Source organism: Actinoplanes sp. TFC3 (assembly GCF_001553785.1).
GTDB lineage: Bacteria > Actinomycetota > Actinomycetes > Mycobacteriales > Micromonosporaceae > Actinoplanes.
Genome location: NZ_LOJP01000001.1, coordinates 544,398 through 563,532, shown reverse-complemented (window position 1 = coordinate 563,532; position 19,135 = coordinate 544,398). Strand labels below are relative to the sequence as shown.

Annotated in this window: 1 pseudogene; it reads left to right on the top strand. The window is 70.0% G+C overall.

The features are described 5' to 3' along the window. Positions 1-857 precede the first annotated feature (857 nt). Positions 858-19,135, top strand: a pseudogene (locus TFC3_RS02445) (hypothetical protein); the annotation flags it as partial.

Here is a 19,135-nt window from a genome sequence, read left to right as displayed (position 1 = left end):
CGCCCCCCGCACCAAATCCCGCCACACCCCACCCGCCCCCGCCGCACCCGCCCCCCGCCCCCCTCGCCAATCAGCCCATCACCGCCCCACCGCCCAGCCCCGCGACCAATCAGCCCACCGTCACTCAGCCCGTGGCAAGCCCGGTCGCCAACCCGCCCGCCACCACGCAACCTGTGGCGACTCCGGACGCTACCCAGCCCACGACTGCGCAGACCGGAGCCAACCCGGCTACTACTGCGCCGCCTACGGTGGACCAGCCCCCGACTGCGCAACCCGTGGTCACCCCGGCAACCGGTCAGCCCATCACGGCACAGCCTGTCAGCAACCCGGCCAGCACCGCACAGCCCGTAGACAACCCGGCAACTACCCAGCCCACCGCTGCGCAGCCGAACTCGAACCCCGCCGGGCAGCCAGCTACAGCACAGCCCATTACCCCTACTGCGGAGCAGAGCGGTTCGAACCTGACGGGCGTCCCGGTAGCTGTCACCCCGCCGCCGGCAACGGTTCCGGTTAGTGGCGAAAGTTTGGTCTCGGAGGGTCCCGGCGCCACCTCGCCGTCGGCGGACCAGACTCCGGCGCCCGCCGGCCAGGCCACGACTCCCGGCATCACCCCGGCGCCGAACCTGACCGCCGCCACACCGACATCACCGCCCCCGGCTCAGAGCCCGGCCACTCAAACGCCGAGCCCGGCCACCACGCCGCAAAACACGGCCACACAACCACAGAACCCGGCTACTCAAACGCCGAACCCGGCCACCACGCCGCAGAATCCGCAGCAAGCTCAAGCTCAACAGCAAGCGCAAAGCCTTGCTACCCAGCCGACCCCGAAGAACGACCGCAGCGAAACAACAGCGCCGGTGTCGACTACAAGCGACATCACCCCAGCTCAGCAACCGCGAGTCGACACGCCGACGGCACCGGCGGCCCCGATCAGCGTGGAAGTGGCCCAGGGTATCGACCTGCCGGCCCCCCAGAGCGAAACCGTCGAAGCCCCAGCGGCCCAGCAGCAGGTGGAGGGCGACCTCGCCGACGAGGGCATCGACCTGTCCTACGACGACGACCAAGCCGACCAGCAGAGCAATCAGCCAATAAGCACAGCCCCGACAAAAACCTCCGTCGACGAAGGCATTGACCTCACCTACGACGATGAGCAGCAGATCAAGCCCGGCCCGGCCAGCAATCCGTGGACAGCTCCGAGCGAAGGCGTCCGACTGGGCGCAGGCTTGCCCGATCCGGCAATCGTTCAGCAGGAGGTTCGGCGGTTCCTTAACGATCCGCGGCAGCCCGATCTGGCTGTTTACATCGATAAGGCTACGAACTCCGGGCATGTTGCGGCGGGGATGAACCTCATTGATTCTGTGCGGCTGCAGGGCTATGACAGGCCGATCAAGGTCATTGTTTCCCCTGGTACGAGCCAAGCGCTCGATCGGATGACGCCGGGCGGCCTTGACACCTACGCGCAGCAGCAGAACCTGAGCTTTGACATCCGGCCCGAGTTCGAGGCGGGGGCCTCCGATTCTGGGCCCCGGCTGCTCGACGGCAACGGGCGCACGCCAACTGTGCTCGTACCGGCAATTGATGGTATCGGCGACACCACTGAGCAGCGGCAGTTCCTGGACTATCTCGGCGTCGACAAGGCGCTGGTCATGCAGCCTTTTGCCTGGCAACTGGGCGAGCGGATGCTGGTGGAACGCGGGCCGGACGGCTCGGTTACGAAGACTCCGCTGCCGATCAGCCCCGACGCGCTGTACCGCTACCCGGTGCCGGACACCGGCGCGAGCACCGAGATCAACAAGCTTGGCGATCCGAACGTTGTCAACACCCTCAACACGCTGGTGAACAGCGATGTCGAGGTAATGCCGGTCTACGGTCTGCACCGAACTGACTTCGCCACCGAATTGTCGGCACCGCGTCAACTTGCCGCCGGCATTCAGTCCTCCAATGTGGGCAAGCCGGCCGTGGTGCTGCTGCTCGGCAACCCTCGCCTGCCCGAGAATTCCCCCGGCATCAACTACGCGCACGCCAGCGATGCCGATGCCGCAAACAAAATCACGAATCTGAAGCCGGGCGACGTCCTCATTCTGCGCGCGGGCAACGTTCCCCAGCCGGTGTTCAATCACCTGTACCAACAGGGAACCCTTCCGGCGGTGTTGGAAGGTGCCAACACCGCAAACCTTGCCCAGATCATTGAACGGCCGTTCGTCAACTTGCGCGAGCATTTCGAGCGGCCGGGCATGGCTTCCGATGTCACCCGATTCCCGTCGACCGGTAATCCGGACCCTGACACGCGGGCGATCGAGCAGCTCAATCAGGCGCAGCGGGCCATTACCACCGAAAGCGAGGCGGTGCTCGACCTGCGTGAGCACCCAGCGTTCGACAATTACACGAAGGTGCACACAGCCCGCGACGTGCTGCGCAGCCTGAGCGCTTTGCCGGACGGCGAGCGGCGGCTGACTTTCGACGAAGTTGACCGGCTGCGTAAGGCGTTCCCGGATGACACCACGCTGAAGAACACCATTGCGCAGAACGGCGGACCTGCGAACGTACGGCTGAATGACTTTGGGCTTGATATTCCGTTGTCCCCGCAATTGCTGAATGGGCTGGACAGCCAGCTCGCCAGCATGGGGGATCAGCACGTCGCCGATTTGCAGCCCGCGCTGGACACGATCGGGCCGGACCCGCGGGCGGTGACGACGGTTGCGGACACGATCAACGCGCTCACCACGAACACCGGCAGTGAGCAGTCGGCGTACTTCGATCGGGTCTTTGCCCAGGCCCGAACTCCGGAGCGTGACCAGGTCACCCAGGCGCTTTTCCAGTTGACCACTCCCCCGGTCACGCTCGGTTCGCGCACGACGGCACAGCCGGTGACTGCCTTGACACCGGGACCGGAGGGCACGTGGCTGGCAGACGGCAAGCCGCTGAATGTCCGGCCGCTGCCCGGCGATCGGCCCGGCATTGGTCTGCTGTCCGATCAGGATTGGGACACGCTGGGCGACCGGACGCTGCTCCCGCCGGGAAACTCCCGGGCGGTCGTGGTGCATGGCGCAGGCGACGTGGTGCACGCCCCAGTGCGCAATTCCGACGGTACGACCACAACTGTCGCCCTCACACCGCAGCAACTCAGCACCATCGCCGGCAACCCCGGCACCCCGATTGCCCTGATTTCCTGCGACACCGGCACGCTGGCCGGCGGCTTCGCGCACCAGTTCGCCGAGGCCCACCAAGGCGACGTGCTGGCTCCCAAATCGGACATCACCATCGGCTCGGACCGCGCACCCGCCGGGATCCTCACCCCCAACGGCGAGTCCTGGCAGCTCTACACCCCGGACGCGATCGACGACGAGGGCTGGGACGTCGTCAACGACGAGCGCCCGTTCGACGGCATCAGTGCCACCCCCACCGGCCCGGCGCCCACCCAGGGCGTCCAGCTGACCGCGGACCTCGGCACACCGCCGCTGCTGTTCGAGGTCATGCCCGAAACCGAGTGGTGGCAGCTCTACCTGGACCCGAAGCACCACGCTGAAGCTCAATCCAAGTTCCCCAACGACCCGGGATCGCTGTACGACAACGACCAATCCCCAGGCTTCCAGCGCGGCATGGTCGACGCCTACAACCAGTTCCTCAACAACCCGGACGTCACCAGCCACAACCTTGACGCCGACACCTACAAGCAGATGCACGAGACGGTCACCCAGCACCTCGACAAGGCGCTGGACTGGACCGGCGGCACCCGCGGCAACCTCGCCAAGCCGACCAGCTTCCCGGTACGTAACGCCGAGGTCAGCCCGGACGTCTTCCAAGACCGCGTCGGTGACCGGCCGCTGATGATGGACCTGCGCCAAGCCATCGGCCAGCGCGGCGCCCGCCCGGTCACGTTCACCAGCACGATGATGGGTCGCGGCGGCATGAGCAACAACGACATGCCCCGCACCATCACCACCAACTACAGCCGGGCCGACGCACCAGCGCTGGTCAACCAGATCTTTGACCAGTACCGGACTGAGCTGAACAACGCCGGCCCGAACCCCGACGCCAAGCTCGCCGCGATCGCCCGCACCGTGCGGACCCTGCACATCACCCACCCGTTCGAGGACGGTAACCGGCGGCTCAACGTTCACGTGCTGCTGCCAAAACTGTTGCTGGACAACGGTTTCCGGCCGGTCATCTCGCCGGACATGGACCAGCTTTTCCAGGGCGGCCGGTCCGTCGACGACATCGTCACCACGCTGAAAAGCTCTCAGCCGGCGCCGGAAGCAGGAGTGCTGCTGGGGGCGACGCCGGGGCGGCCGCGGGTGCTGTCGCAGGTGGTGCCCTCCAACCAGTGGTGGCGTCTCTATCTCGACCCGCGTCATCACGCCGAAGCCGCCAGGAACTTTCCCCAAAATCCGGGTTCGCTGTACGACCACGACCAGTCCCCCGGCTTCCAACGCGGCATGGTCGACGCCTACAACCAGTTCCTCAACAACCCGTACGTCACCAGCACCACCCTCGGCTCGGCGGACTACAAGCGGATGCACGAGACGGTCACCCAGCCGCTGGGCCGTGACCTGAACTGGACCGGTGGCACCGACCGCAGCGGACGGGCCCGGCCCACCAGCTTCCCCGTCCGCAACCCGCAGGTCGCCCCGGACGTGTTCCGGGACCGGGTCGGCGGGCGGCCGCTGATGATGGATTTGCGGGACGCCGTCACCCAGCGCGGTGCCCGGCCGATCACGTTCACCAGCACGATGATGGGCCGCGGCGGCATGAGCAACAACAACATGCCGCGCACCATCACGACCAACTACACCCGCGCGGATGTTGCCGGCCTGGTCGACCACATCTTCGACCAGTACCGGGCCGAGCTGCAGGTCGCCGGCACCGACGTCGACGCCCGGCTCGCCGCGATCGCGCGGACCGTGCGGACGTTGCACATCACGCACCCGTTCGAGGACGGCAACCGGCGGCTCAACGTGCACGTGCTGCTGCCGAAACTGTTGCTGGACAACGGGTTCACACCAATCATCGCGCCCGACATGGACCAGTTGTTCCAGGGCGGGCGGTCCATCCCCGAGATCGTGCAGGCCCTGCGAGACGCGCAGGGCGCCCAGCTCGGCGATACCAGCACAGTCCCGCCGGTCAGCAGCATCACCGCCGCGCCCGACGGCACCTGGCTCGCCGATGGGCGGCCGCTGAACATCCGGCCGCTGCCCGGAGGCCGGCCCGGCATCGCGCTGCTCAACGACCAGGACTACCACGCGCTTGGTGACCGCGCGCTGCTGCCCGGCGCCACGTCGACCGCGGTTGTCGTGCACGGTGCCGGGGACGTGGTCAACGCGCCCGTCCGCAACCCGGATGGCACCACCAGCACGGTCTCACTGACGCCGGGCCAGCTCGCCACCATCGTGGGCGAGCCGGGCACGCCGATCGCGTTGCTTGCCTGCGACACCGGTACGTTGGCCGGCGGCTTCGCGCACCACTTCGCCGACGCGCGTCACGGTGACGTGCTCGCGCCCAAGTCCGACATCATCGCCGGCACCGGCACACCCGGCGGCGTGCAGACCGTTGGCGGCGAGTCGTGGCAGCTCTATCAGCACGACGCGATCGATGACGAGGGCTGGGACGTTGTCAACGATGAGCGTCCGTTCGAGGGGATCAGCGCTGCGCCGCAGGTGGGGGCGGGCGATGGGATGCGGCTGGGCTCTGGGCGTACCCCGCAGATGTCCGGCACGGAGCGGGAGGTCCGCGACTTCCTGAACGACCCGGGGCAGCCCGACCTGGCCGTCTACATCGACAAGGCCACGAACAGCGGTCACGTCGCGGCCGGCATGAACCTCATCGATGCGGTACGGGCAAAGGGCTACGACCGGCCGATCCAGGTCATCATGTCCCCCGGCACCCGGCAGGCGCTGAGCTCCATGGCCCCGGGCGGGCTGGACGCGTACGCGCGAAGCCAGAACTTGACCTTCGACATCCGCCCCGAATATGAAGCCGGAAGCTCGCAGCCCGGCAGTCGCCTGGCCGACGCGCAGGGCCGCACGCCCACGGTGCTCGTGCCCGCCATCGACGACATCAACGACCCGGACGAACAGCAGGAATTCCTCGACTATCTGGGCGTCGACCGGGCCGCGATCATGCAGCCGTTCGCCTGGCAGCTCGGAAATCGCATGCTGCTCGAACGCGGCCCCGACGGCATCGTCGAAGCAACCAGCCTGCCGATCAGCCAGGACGCGCTGTACCGCTATCCGGTGCCGGCGACCGGCGCGACCGAGGAGATCAACCGGTCGATAAGCGATCCCACCGTCGCCTCGACCCTGACGACGCTGGTCAATCAGGCGCAGAGCGGCAGCACCGAAGTCATGCCGGTCTACGGTGAGCCGCCCACCGAGGTCATGCCGGTGTACGGCTTGCACCGCACCGACTTCGCCACCGAGGTGTCCGCCCAACGCCAGCTCGCAGCCGCCCTGGCCGCCGCCCGGCTCGGCAAGCCTGCGGTTGTGCTGCTGCTCGGCAACCCGCGGCTGCCCGAGAACGCCCCCGGCATCAACTACGCCCACGCCGCCGACCCGGACGCCGCCGCTAGGATCACCAGCTTGGCGCCGGGTGAGGTGCTGATCCTGCGCGCCGGAAGCGTCCCGCAGACGGTGTTCAACCACCTGTACCAGCAGGGCACCCTGCCCGCGGTGCTGGAGGGCGCCAACACCGCCAACCTGGCCCAGCTCATCGAACGCCCGTATCTCAACCTGCGCGAGCACACCGACCGGCCCGGCTCGGACATCACCCGGTTCCCGTCCACCGGCGACCCGGACCTCGACGCCCGCGCAATCCAGCAACTCAACCAGGCGCAGGCGGCCCTCACCAAGGACACCGAGCAAACCCTGGACCTGCGCGACGATCCGGCGTTCGAGGCGTACGCGAAGGTGCACACCGCGCAGAGCGTGCTGAAGTCGATAGCGGCGCTGCCACCGGGTGAGCGGGTGCTGGGCAACGACGAGGTGAACCGGCTGCAGGACGCGCTGGGCGCCGAGGCGGTTACCGAGGTGCTGGCCCAGGGCACGCCGTACCCCGTCATCACCCGGCTGCTGATGGATCCCGGCCAGTTCCTGATGCTGCGCAACAGCGATCAGTACGCCGCCACGCTCAGCCCCGAGCAACTGCGGGCCTTCGACAACCGACTGCGAGAAACCGCCGAGGGGTACGCCCAAGAACTCCGCCCGCAGCTCGCTCAGATCGGCCCGGACCCGCGGGCGGTGGCGGTGCTGGCCGAGGCGATCACCGGGCTGCACGCCGATCCCGCCAGCAACACCGCCGTCTACTTCGACCGGCTCTGGGACCGGGCTGCCAGCCCCGACCGCGACCAGGTGCTGCAGACCATCCACCAACTGAGCCAGTCGCGGCCCGGCACCCCCGATGCCATGGCCGCCGACCCCGCCACGGAACCGCAGTCGCAGCAGCAGTACGACCTCGGCGACGTCGAGGTCATGGTCATCCGCAAGTCCAGCGGTGAGCCCATCGGCGTGGGCTTCCCGACCCGCCAGGGTGACCGCAAGCTGTTCGAGACGTCCATGCCGGCGATCGACGAGGCGCAGTCCGACACGTACGTCCAGGAGTCCCCGGAGAGCTCGCAGCAGCTACCGGTGCCGTGGGGTGGGCGCGATGGGCTCGGCACCAGGCAGATGTTCTACGTGCAGGCGCACGCCGACCCGTCCTCTTTCCGCATCAAGCTCAAGAACGGCCGCGTCGTCCCGGTCACCGGCCAGCAGCTCGAAAACCTCGTCAACCAGACGCAGGCGATCGAGCAGAGCCGCTCGGGCAAGCAGTCCCCGCTGCTGTTCCTGTCCTGTTCCGCCGCCCAACTGCAGCAGCAGGGGCCGGTCTACGACTTCCTGCGCAGCGCGGCCGGGCAGCGCGGGCATCTCGGCGAGGCGTACGGCGCCACGGGCACCCTGCGCGCCAGCTCCCAGCTGCGCATCGAGGACGGCGGGCACCTGGTCCAGTTCGCCAACCCCAGCACGGTTGCCCCTGCGGTGCCGGCGATTGTGGCCGTACCCTTCGAAACCGCACCCGCCCCCGGCCCGGCCATGGGCACCACCCAGCGGGTTCCGGCCGGTCTGCTGTTCGGCGACCCGAACGATCCCGGGCTGGTCGGCACCGCCGAGAACTTTCCACCCGCCGACGACCGGTACATGGTGTTCTCGCACGCCGACGAGTACCACTTGCGCCCCGAGGGCCGCCGAGTCACCGCCGCCGACCTTGCCCGCCGCATCCGGGCGGACCCGCGCGCGGCGGGCAAGCCGATCGTGCTGCTGGCCTGTGACACCGCCCTGGACCGCGACAACGGCTTCGCCGCCCAGCTCGCCCGGGAACTGCCCGGCGTGCGGGTCGTCGCACCGGCCGGGATCGCCTGGGCCACGCAGGACGGGCACGCCGTGGTCACGCCGGGCGACCAGTACGACAGCGAGGGCCGCCCAGTTATCGACGCGCCGAGCGAGCAGAGCCGGTGGCTGGAGTTCGTGCAGTCGCCGGACGGGCGGCTCACGGTCACCGATCTGCCTGCCGTGCTGGGCTTCGACGCCGAACTGGGCGCGGTCAACGCCGCCGGGGTAGCCGGGGAGATTTCCTTCGACGCCGGGCAGGCGCAGCGCAACGCCGACGACATCGCCGAGGCGCTGCAACCGCTGATCGACGACCTCGCGCCGCTGCTGGACGAGCCGGTGAACACCGGGGACGCTGCCCAGCTCGCGCAGCAGGCCCGGGAGCTGGCCGAGCAGGTTGACGCCGTGCACAGCGCACTGGGGGCTCGCGCGGCTGACCTGTGGACGCAGTCGCAAGCAGCGCACCGGGCCGCAGACCGGGCGGATGAGCTGTTCCCGGGCAGCACCGAGGCCCGCGAACTGCGTCGCCAGGCCGATGCCGCGGCGGCCGAGGTGCGCAGCAGCAACGGACCGATCCGGGCTGCCCTGGCCGCCGCGTCCGACCTGCGCGCCGACCTCACCACGCTGCGGCGAGCCGCCGGGCGAGCCGAGACCGAGACGAGGCAGGCGCAGGAGATCCAGGACGCGCTGCGCGAGGCCCACGACGCGTTCTCGGCGCTGGTCACCAGCAGCCGGACGGCGGCGGATGAGGCGGCTGCTGCGGAACTGGACGCCGACGCCCTCGCACGCGCCAGCTTGACGCCGGACGAGCAGCAGCGGATCGCCGAGCTGTTCGCCACGGCGTACGGCGCCCGGCAGCGCAGCGATCAGGACCGGTTCACCTGGCACAACGTTGACCCGGATGAACTCGCTGACCTGCGGCAGGCAGCCGATGATCTACCCGTGCAGCTCGACGAAGCGGCCGACGCTCTTGCCGAAGCCGAGGGCAGCGTGGCGGCGGCGGTTGAGGCGCACGGCCAGGCGGTCGAGCAGTTGGGGGAGGCGGCCGAGCTGCTTCGTACCCCCGAGGAGAGCCTGCGCGAGACGCTGGAAGCCGCAACAGAGCTGGGGGTTGTCGAGGAGGTGCCGGCGAGCCCGAGCACGGATTCGGGGCCGCCGCCGGAGCTGCTGTTTGAAGTGGACGACCGGATGTCGGCCGAGCCCGACCCGGAGAGCATCGGGCTGGCGATCAGCACCGACGGCGACGTTGCCGCACCGTCGCCCCTCGCGGTCGTGCAGGCGCTCCCGGCGTACCTGAAGGAATCCCGGACCCTCGGCCTGGCCCGGCAGTTGCATCCCACCGAGGGCGCCCCCATCGCCGATCTGCTCCGGGCGGTGGCCCCGGCGATCGCGGCCGCCGACCTGGCCAAGCTGGGCGAGGACAGCAGGCACAACGTCAACCAGTTCCTCGGCGCGGGGCAGCCGTATGCGGTCACGATCGGCGGGCGCCCGGCCGAGCTGACCGTCACCGCGACGCTCGACTGGGACGCCGTGCAGGTGCAGAAGTTCAGCGAGAAGGGCGCGAAGGCGACGACGAAGGCCGACGGCGAGGCCAAGTACTCGCTGAAGCACACGCGCGGCGAGACCCTGGAGCCGAAGGCGACGGTCACCGTGCTGCCCGGCATGATCGCCGGGGCCGGCGCGACCATCCCGACCGTGCCGGCCACCGCCCGCTCGACCGCGCAGCGCACCAAATACACCACCTCAACCACCGTTGAGGTCGAGCAGCAGGCCAACGTGCGGGTGCCGATCACGTTCCGGGCAACGATCACCTTCGCCGACGGTACGACCACAGCCACCCCCGACGCCACCGGCACAGTGGCGCTGCAGGTGCCCAGCGCGTTCGCCACCCCGAAGGCGCTGCCGCCGCTGCAGCCCGGCACCCCGATCCTGGACTCCGACCTGCCCAAGCGGTTCGGGCTGGAAAGCGCGGTCAGCCGCACCGACGGCGAATCCTACTTCCAGCAGGTCGAGAAGGCGCTGGTCGCGGACGGGCTGGGCGACATCACCCGAATCGGCGCGCCCGGCCGCGAGGTGCTGCAACAGTTCCTCGGCGACGCGAACATCGCGGCCAACCTGTCCAAGCTGGTCGTGCGCGACCCGGCCGACCAGCACAAGGGCTGGATGTCCTCGCCGCCGCTGCTACGCTCGCCGGCTCGCGGGTGGCGCCGGCTGTTCCCGGGCCGCGACCGCCAGATCCAGCTACGGCTGGTGCCCCGCCAGGTGCAGGTCGTGGAGAGCGCGAAGACTGCCACCCATTCCGACATCGCCGCGTTCCTGAGCGAGAACACCGACACCACCTCCTCCGACCACCCCGCCTCGCTGTGGGGTCTGGCCGGCGGCGGCACCGACCTCGCTCCGCTCACGCTGCTCATCGCGCCCAAGCTGTCCGGCTCCCGCTCCGGCGCCACGGTTCAGGAGATCAAGCAGGAGGTCAGCAACCGCCAGACGCTGACCGCCACCGGGCCCGCGGTGCGCTACCAGAGCGTGTACGACCTGCAGATCCGCACCCTCGGCAAGCCCCCGCGCACCCTGTCGGGCCAGGTCCACACGCTGCAGTGGACCTCACCGGACCGGGTCAAGGACACCCCGCTCGACCCGGACCGCGAGCAGGCGGGCTGGCCGGGCCGGCGCGGACCCCAGCGCACCCACTACGCCCCGGCACACATCGAGCAGGGCGAGTCGTTCGGCGGCGCGTTCATCGACGACGTCAGCGGCGGCGACAAGGTGTACGAGGCGATTCAGAAGGCCCTGCAGAGCGTGCCGGGCCACCGTGGCTTCACGTTGGAGTCCGACGCCTTCATCAAGACCTTCAACGACCCCGACCTCGCCAAGGGCCTGACCGCCACCGTGCAGGCGGTGCTGTCGCGCGACAGTGAAGCCCGCTCGCGGCTGTCCAACCGGCAACTGGCCTACGTGCTCGACCGCATCGTCGGCCCAGGGCTGGAGATCCCGCTGGTCAAGCGCGGGCGGCTCTACACGTACACCTCGGTGGTCACGGTCGGCGGCCGCCTCGCCGACCTCTCCGACGGCGAGCTCTCCGAACGTGGCGCCGCACAGACGGACTACAAGCGCAAGAACAAGAGCACCACCACGGGCGGGCGTGACCGTTCCCGCACCACCGAGCTGAGCCTCGAGGCGCGCATCCTCGGTCCGCTCGGCAAGGCGTTCTCCACGGTGCTGGGCGGACCCCGGATCAGCCGGTCCAAGGCGCGCAGCCACCAGGTCGGGTTGTCGCAGGGACACCTCGCCGATTCCCGGTACGGCCCCGAGCTGGACGAGAAGGGCGAGTTCACCGATCAGCAACTGCGCGAGTTCGCCGCCACGCTGAACGTCTCCGCGACCATCAGGTCCAGCGTGCGCACCAGCGACAACTTCCAGCACGTGTCGTTCGGCAAGCCGGGCCGGGGGCTGCCCAGCGAGGTGGCCGTGGTGGATTACCGGCCGAAGTCGTATCCGTTGTCCGTCCGCATGCTGGTGCCCGAGCACCGGGTCACCCGCACCCCGCCGGCCGAGCTGCCGCCGACCGCTCCGCGCCAGCAGGAGTGGATAACCGACCCGGCGCCGCTGAACTCGGTAACCGGGGGCTACCCGCTGGCCCTGGACGGCGCCCGCATCGAGGCGTTCCGCGGGGCCGGGCATCTGCAGGACGCAGTGAAGGAAACGCTGGTCAAGACCGGTGACGTGATCTTCTCGTTCCCGGACGGGCGCAACTCGACGGCCATTGCCACCGTGCTCTCACCCGAGCAGCTCGCCGCGAACCCGGAGATCTTCAGCCGCCCGGTGGCGCTGAGCAACCTCGGCCACAACCGCCGGCTGGAGACCACCGACGCCGACGCTCGCGTCCGGCTTCGCCCGACTAATCCGAAGCAGCTCTCCATTTCGGAGTTCGAGCGCGTCAAGCACGCGCTGTCCGGCGGGTCCGCGGTGAGCAGCAAGCGCGGACGCTCGTACGAGATCAGCACCTCAGTCACCGCCGTCGCCCCCTTCACCGGGCACGGCACGGTCTCCGACGGCATCACCACCAAACCCGGTGGCATCCTCGTCGCCTCGGTCACGCCCTGGCAGCGCACCTGGGGCAGCCTCAAGGAACGCGGCTTGACCGGCGTCACCAAGCTGCGGCTGGGCCGGGGCTCGCAACGTCAGGTGCTCGTCCAGCTCGACGTCGAGGCGGAGGTGTTCGCCGAGGCCGGGCATCGCACCACGCTCGACCCGTTCGGCGTCACCAGGGGCCACAAGCAGGCCGCCGCGCAGCGCTTCACCATGCCGGGCGCGGTGCTGATGTGGATGTCACCCAAGCAACTGCACGACCTCCAGCGGCACGACGAGCACCTGAAGCAGCGCAGCATCGAGCAACGCCTGCAGGACAAGCACCGCCAGGAAGCCGCACGTCAGGACGCCGAGTTCACCGAGGCCCGCCGGGACCTGCGCGAGGGCCACGAACGCGAGATCACCGACCTGGCCCGGCGTCAGCGTCGGGAACTGCAGCAGGCTCGCCAGTTCGCCGAGCGGGTGCGCCGCGACAACGTCCAGGGTGAGCGGGAGCTGCGCCGAACCCAGGCGCGGGCGGTGCGGGATGCCCGGCGCGAGGTTCAGCCCGGCGACTGGACGGGCCTGCGGCACATCGTCGAACTGCACCGCCGCCAGGCCCGTGAGCTGCACGACTTCCAGCAGAGGGCGATCCGGCGGGAGCGGGCGGTGGCCGACGCGGTCGCCGATCGTCCGGCCCGGCAGGGGACCGAGCGGCTGGCCGCCCACGACAACCGCATGGCCGAAATGCACCGGCTTATGGGAACCCAGGACGACAGGCATCTTGATCTCGTACGGCGTCAGCAGCGCGAAAGTGACCTCGTGCGCGACGCCCAGCGGGGCCGCGAGCAGGAGCTGGACCGCGAGCGACCGGTCACCGAGCCGGCCGCCCAGCCCGCCGGACGGCTGAACGCGCCGATCACCCCCGGGCAGCCGGCTTCGCTGGGGCTCGGCGGGGTGCTGAGCCCGCTCGACCTGTCCGCCGTCGTCACCGACCTGCGCACCGCGATCACCGAGCAGGCCGGGCGCGACCTCGCGTACGCCCTGCTGCCCGAATCCCCGCTGGACGCCCCGCACGACAACGTCCGCATGCTGCAATCGTTCCTCGGCAAGGCCGACCACCACCTCGGCAGCGCGCTCAACGGCGGCCGCAGCCTGCCCCTGCGCCTCGAAGGCCGGTTCCGCGGCCACACCTACCACGTCACGCTGAACGCCGAGTTCGCCCGGCCGCCAACGTTCAGCGGTGTCGACCACGTCTCCGAGCTGTCGGTGAACGACAGCACCACGATCCGCAACTCCGGCACCAGCAGCAAGGGCCGGACCATCGGCTCGGTCTCGATCACCGGGCGCGCCCAGGGCATGTGGACTGAGAACCCCGACCCGGCCCAGCCCGCTCCCACCTCCGGCCCCGGGCCCACCACCGAATCGCTCGGTGGCGGCTACGTCGGCACGGCCAACCTGGGCGTGCGCTCCACGAAGGACACCCAGCACAACGAGGTTGAGTTCGAGCAGACCCTGAAGCTGAAGGACGGTCCAGCCGCACGCTTCGACGGTGAACTGAAGTTCAGCGTCACGATCACCGGGCACGACCTGCCGGGTGGCGCCACGGTGAGCGCGCAACGGCCCGTTCAGGTGCACTCGCTGCCCAGCGACACCCGGCCCCGCGAGGTCGGCGACCGGGAACTGGGCCAGGCCGGGCCGGCTTCGCGCGTACCGCTGCGGGAACTCAGCGACAACGCGCGGCAGAACTGGCGGACGGCCGAGGGGGAACACGACACGCTGCCCGAGCGCGGCCAGTTCGCCGTCGAGCACGTGCTGGCCGACCTGGGCGATCTGCACAACGCTGCGCACACGGCACTGGCCAACTCCGGCGCCGAGGTCGACGAAGCCACCCGCACCGCGGTGCGCGACGGCTTGACGGTGAACAACGTGAAGGCGGCGCTCGCGGGCGGGATGACCGAGGGCCGGTTCGTGCTGCCGCTGGGCAAGGCCGGCCGCGACCTGATCGTGGACGCCCGGCTCAAACCCGCCCCCCGCTTCGCGCACGCCGATGCCCGGGTGAAGATCGAGGGCGGCGAGCACCACGACAGCGGCCGCAAGATGGAACGCGCCACCGGTAACACGTTCTCGGTGCGGATGAACGGCCCAGTCATCGGCGCCGGCTACAACCACCCGAGCGGCAACAAGGAGGTTGGCGAGCGTCACGACCTCGGCTCGCTCAACGTCTCCACGTACTACGAGCAGCCGATCTACCGCACCGACCCGGCCCGCGCGCTGACCGTCGAGAACACCCTGCCCGGCAGCAGGAACCACGAGCTGCCCACGACCGCGGCCAACGACGACAAGCTGACCCAGGCCATCTCGTACGACGTCGAGTTCCGCATCATCGCCCGCTCCCAGGACAAGCACCCGATGTCCCAGGCCGGCACGCAACTGACGGTGACGGACGCGGTGACCGTACGGATGCCCGATGCCGAAGCTCGTACGCGGACCGGCATGGAGCTGCCCGCGTCGCTGCGCCAATCAGCGGTGGACCTGGCGGCCCGCGGGCAGGAGTGGAGCGCGGCGATCGCCCAGTCCGCCGGCACCGCGCCGGCCGAAGCCGCATGGTGGGCCGCGCACCGCACGCACGAGCACGAGCTGGAGGCGTTCCGCAGCGCCAACGCCGTGGAGATGGACGTCACCCCGCTGTCGTTCAACGACATCCGGACCGTGCCGCTGCGCAACGCCGCGGGCGAGGAAATCGGGGTGGGCTTCCCGAGCCGGGCCGGTGACGACGACACCATGACCGGGTTCGCGGCGGCAGGTACGGGGGACTTGGACTCGTACCGCAGCTTCACCGGCACCCCCGGCGGCACCGACCTGGAGCGGCCCGCCCCCTGGCCGACCGGCTCACCCCGGCCGGTCTACGTCGACGTCCACGGCGACGCGCAAGGCTTCACCGTCGGCTTGAAGAGCGGCGGCACGATCCGCGTTTCCGGCGCCAAGTTCGCCCGGATCGCCACGCAAGCCCAGGCCCTGAGCGGCCCGGAAACCCCGGTCATGCTGCTGTCCTGCGACACCGGCCAGATCGCCGGGCGTGGCGGTGCGGCGTACGACTTCCAGCAAAGCCTGCGCCGGATCACCTACGCCCCAACAAACCGCCTCTACACCAACCCCTCGGAACAGGGCCAGGCACGCATCGGCGTCGGCGCGGGCGGCCGGATCGTCGGCTTCGGCGCCCCCGCCCTCCAGGGTCCCGGCCAACGTTCGACTCCCGCCGCCTCTCCCGCGCCATCGGACGGTAATTGGACCGCACGCCCGCCGCGACAACTCCCGCCCATCGACAATGACGTGTCCGCCGAGGACGTTCGCATCGTGGCGGTGGACAACCAGCACGGCACCACCGCGGGGCTGAACTTCCCGCTGACCGAAACCGATCGCCGGCTGATGTCCCGGGCCCACAGCGCCGCCCGATCCGGCTACTACTCCGTGCCGTCCCGGCGCCGCGCGGGCTACCTGCAGGACATCCCGACGCCCTGGAACGACTCGTCGCGCCCGCCGCGCACCATCAACACCGCGACCTCCGGCGACGGGCACGCCGTGATCCTGCACCGCCAACGCGGCCCGATCCGCGTCGACGGCGCCACGCTGGCCCGCCTGGCCACCGAGTCCGGCCTGTTCGACGGGGTGGACGGCGAAACCGCCCCGACCGTCCTGCTCGGTTCGTCGTCCGGGCGCACGCAGGCTCCGGGCGGACTGGCCCACGACTTCGCCGAATACGCGTACCGCAACGCCGACCACGTGGCACCGGTGTACGCCCCGGACGCGGCGACGGACTTCCGCACGGTGCCCGACCGGGTGTATCTGCCGGACGAGGGCTCGTTCCGCACCTTCGAGCCCATCCGCAACGACATCCAGGTCGAGGAGTTACCCTCCTCGCCCGCTCCTTCGTCGGATGCTGCGCCACGGGCCTTGGCGGATCGTGACGGCAACGCGTTCGGGTACTCGCTGATCGCCGACCCCGCGGTGAGCCGCACGCTGACCGACTTTGCGAACGGCTTGACCCCCAACGACGCCACCATGTTGGTGTCCGAAACCGCCATCGGTGGCAACCAGGTGGACCGCCGCACCCGTCCCGCCCCGTGGGCCGCCGAAGCCAACCGCCCGGCCGGCAAACCCGTGTTCGTCTTCGTCGAGCGGGCGCCCGGCGGCTTCCGCGTACCCGCCGGCGACCTGATTGCTCCTCGCGACCTCGCTGGTCACCTACAGGATCAGCCCGGCTTCCGCGACCTGGACCGGCATGCCTTCAACCGCCCGCTGGTGCTGGTACCGCTCGGTGCCAACGCGGGCCTGACCCCCGACGAGGCGCACGAGATCCTGGCCGGCCAGATCGCGACCGGCGGCTACCGGCCGATTTACCACCCCACCGGCGAGCAAGCCCAGATCAAGACCGTCGCCCGGACGAGTGGCTCACGCTTGGTGGTTCGAGACGCAGACTTCGCCCTGGTACGTCCACCGCAGCTCAGCGACGTAACGCTCACCGAGCTCCCGGGCGATCGCGGCCTGACCCTGCCGCTGCCCGGCGACCCGGCTGACGTGACCACCGGCAGCATGGTGCCAGGAACCCCTCGCGGCACCTCAAGCTACGCAGTCGCAGTAGCCGGCGACGGCAAACGTGTCTGGGTCCAGGCTGCCGGTGGCCGCAAACTCGAACTGAGCGGAACCGCCCTGGCCACGCTGCTGGCGCAGCACCCCCGCTTCGCGGACCTCCTGACCACCGGGCGGACCAGCATCCTGCTCGGTTCCCCAACCGCTGGCGTAACCGACGAACCGGGCAACGTGGGGCACGATTTCGCGACCGGCCTCCCGATCGACCCCGCGAAAACCCCTGTTCAGGCCACTACGGGTCAGGTTCTGTGGACCTCGAGCGGGCGCCTCGGGATCATCGCCGGCCAGCCCGCTGCTCGGATGGCCTCGGGTGTGGGCTCCGAGCCGGGGGCTGGTCCGGCTGCCGGGCCGGGCGTTGGTCCGGCTGCCGGGCCGGGCTTGGGCGTCACCCAGGGCCCCGCCTCGGCGCCGATCAGCCCGTCCTCAACCGCCTCCTCGGCCGACGAATCGGAGGAAAGCGACGGCGGCGAGGTCGAGGACTCCGAAGCCGAGGACACCCCGGACGAGCAGAGCGACGGGGAGGACACCGACGAAGCGTCGGACGGCAACGAGGACGACGAGGACGAGCAGAGCGACAACGAAGACGCTGCGGCCGAAGAGCCGGACGACGAGGACGACGTTGAGCATGTCCTTCGGGAGCCTACGAAGCTCAGGGACGCCGACGGCCGCATCTTCGGGGTCAGCTACGCGGTTGATGACCAGCACCGGGATGCCATTGCCACCTGGGCTTCGTCGCGGCGGGTGGCTGATCACGGCACGGTGCTGAGTCATCCGGGGCCGATCGGGGCCGGTACGGCGCGCAAGGTTGTCCCCGGGTGGGCGGCCAGTAACCGGCGTCGCCCCTTTGTTGTCCACTTCGATCTGTCGGATGGGCGGTCGGCTACCGTGCCGACTCGGGCTGGGAAGCGGGCCGGGTTGCGGACGCTTTCGCCGGCTGATGTGGTTCGTCTGATCAATGGGACCGGGCTGCTCGATGTGCGGGGGGCCAGCCCTTCCACGTCGTTGGTGCTGCTGTCGCCGTACGCCGGATTCCACTCGACGCCGGGACATCTCGGGCATGACGTTTTCGCCGCGGCTCGCGCCCTCTTCGACTATCGGGGGGATCTGCACGCGGCGCAGACGTCGGTCACCGTGACCGGCACGTCGCTGGCACTTGACCACTACGGCGAGTTCACGGCCCTGCTGCCCGCGCCGCAAGCGCCCGGCAGCGCCACCCCGGGAGCGCCCACAGCCGGGCCGCAACCGTCCGCAGCGGGGCCGGAGCCAGCCGGAGCCGACGCAGCGCACGCATTGCCCGTCCGGCACGATCTGGAGCTTTCGGATCTGCGTCCACCTTTGCTGTTCAGCGACGGCCGGGGCGGGTTCACCGGCATCGCGTTCCCGCGTGACACCAACGATGAAGCCGAGATGCGAGCGGCGTACCGGGTTGCCCAGCAGCCAGCCATCCGCGAGTTCGACCCCGGCACCGGTCAGTTCACCGAGATCCCGGCGCCGTGGCAGCGGCGGGTGACCTTTGGCGTTGATGCGGTGCCGGCCGGGCCGGGGTTTGTGCAGGTGGCCCTGGCGGACGGCAGCTTGGCCCAGGTCGATGGCCGGACGCTGGGCAAGCTGGTCGCGCAGGCGCAGCGGGCGGGCGGGCGGCATCTGCAGCGAACCACCGACCTGGTGCTGCTGTCCTCACGCGCGGGCACGGCGGTGCGTCCGGGGCAATTGGCGTACGACCTCCTGCGCCACCTCACCACCCAGGAGCAGTTCGCCGCAGCGGTCTGGGCGGCCAACGGCTCGGTCACGCTCTCCGGTGGCCGGGTGCACGTGCTTGCGGGCAGCCGCTTCCGCGAGTTCTCGGTGCTCGGCCAGGGCAGCCACCCGTTCGTGCAAGCCACACCGGACACGCCGGGCGGGCACGCCGAGTTCCACCTGCTGAACAGCACCGACCACCCCGGCGAAGAAGCAGCCCCCCAGCCGTCTCCCCCGATTGAGGAGGAGAACCAAGGCAGCGAACCGGTAGAAACTCTGTCCGACCTCGACGACGACGAGCTCTCCGACGACGAGGACGAACC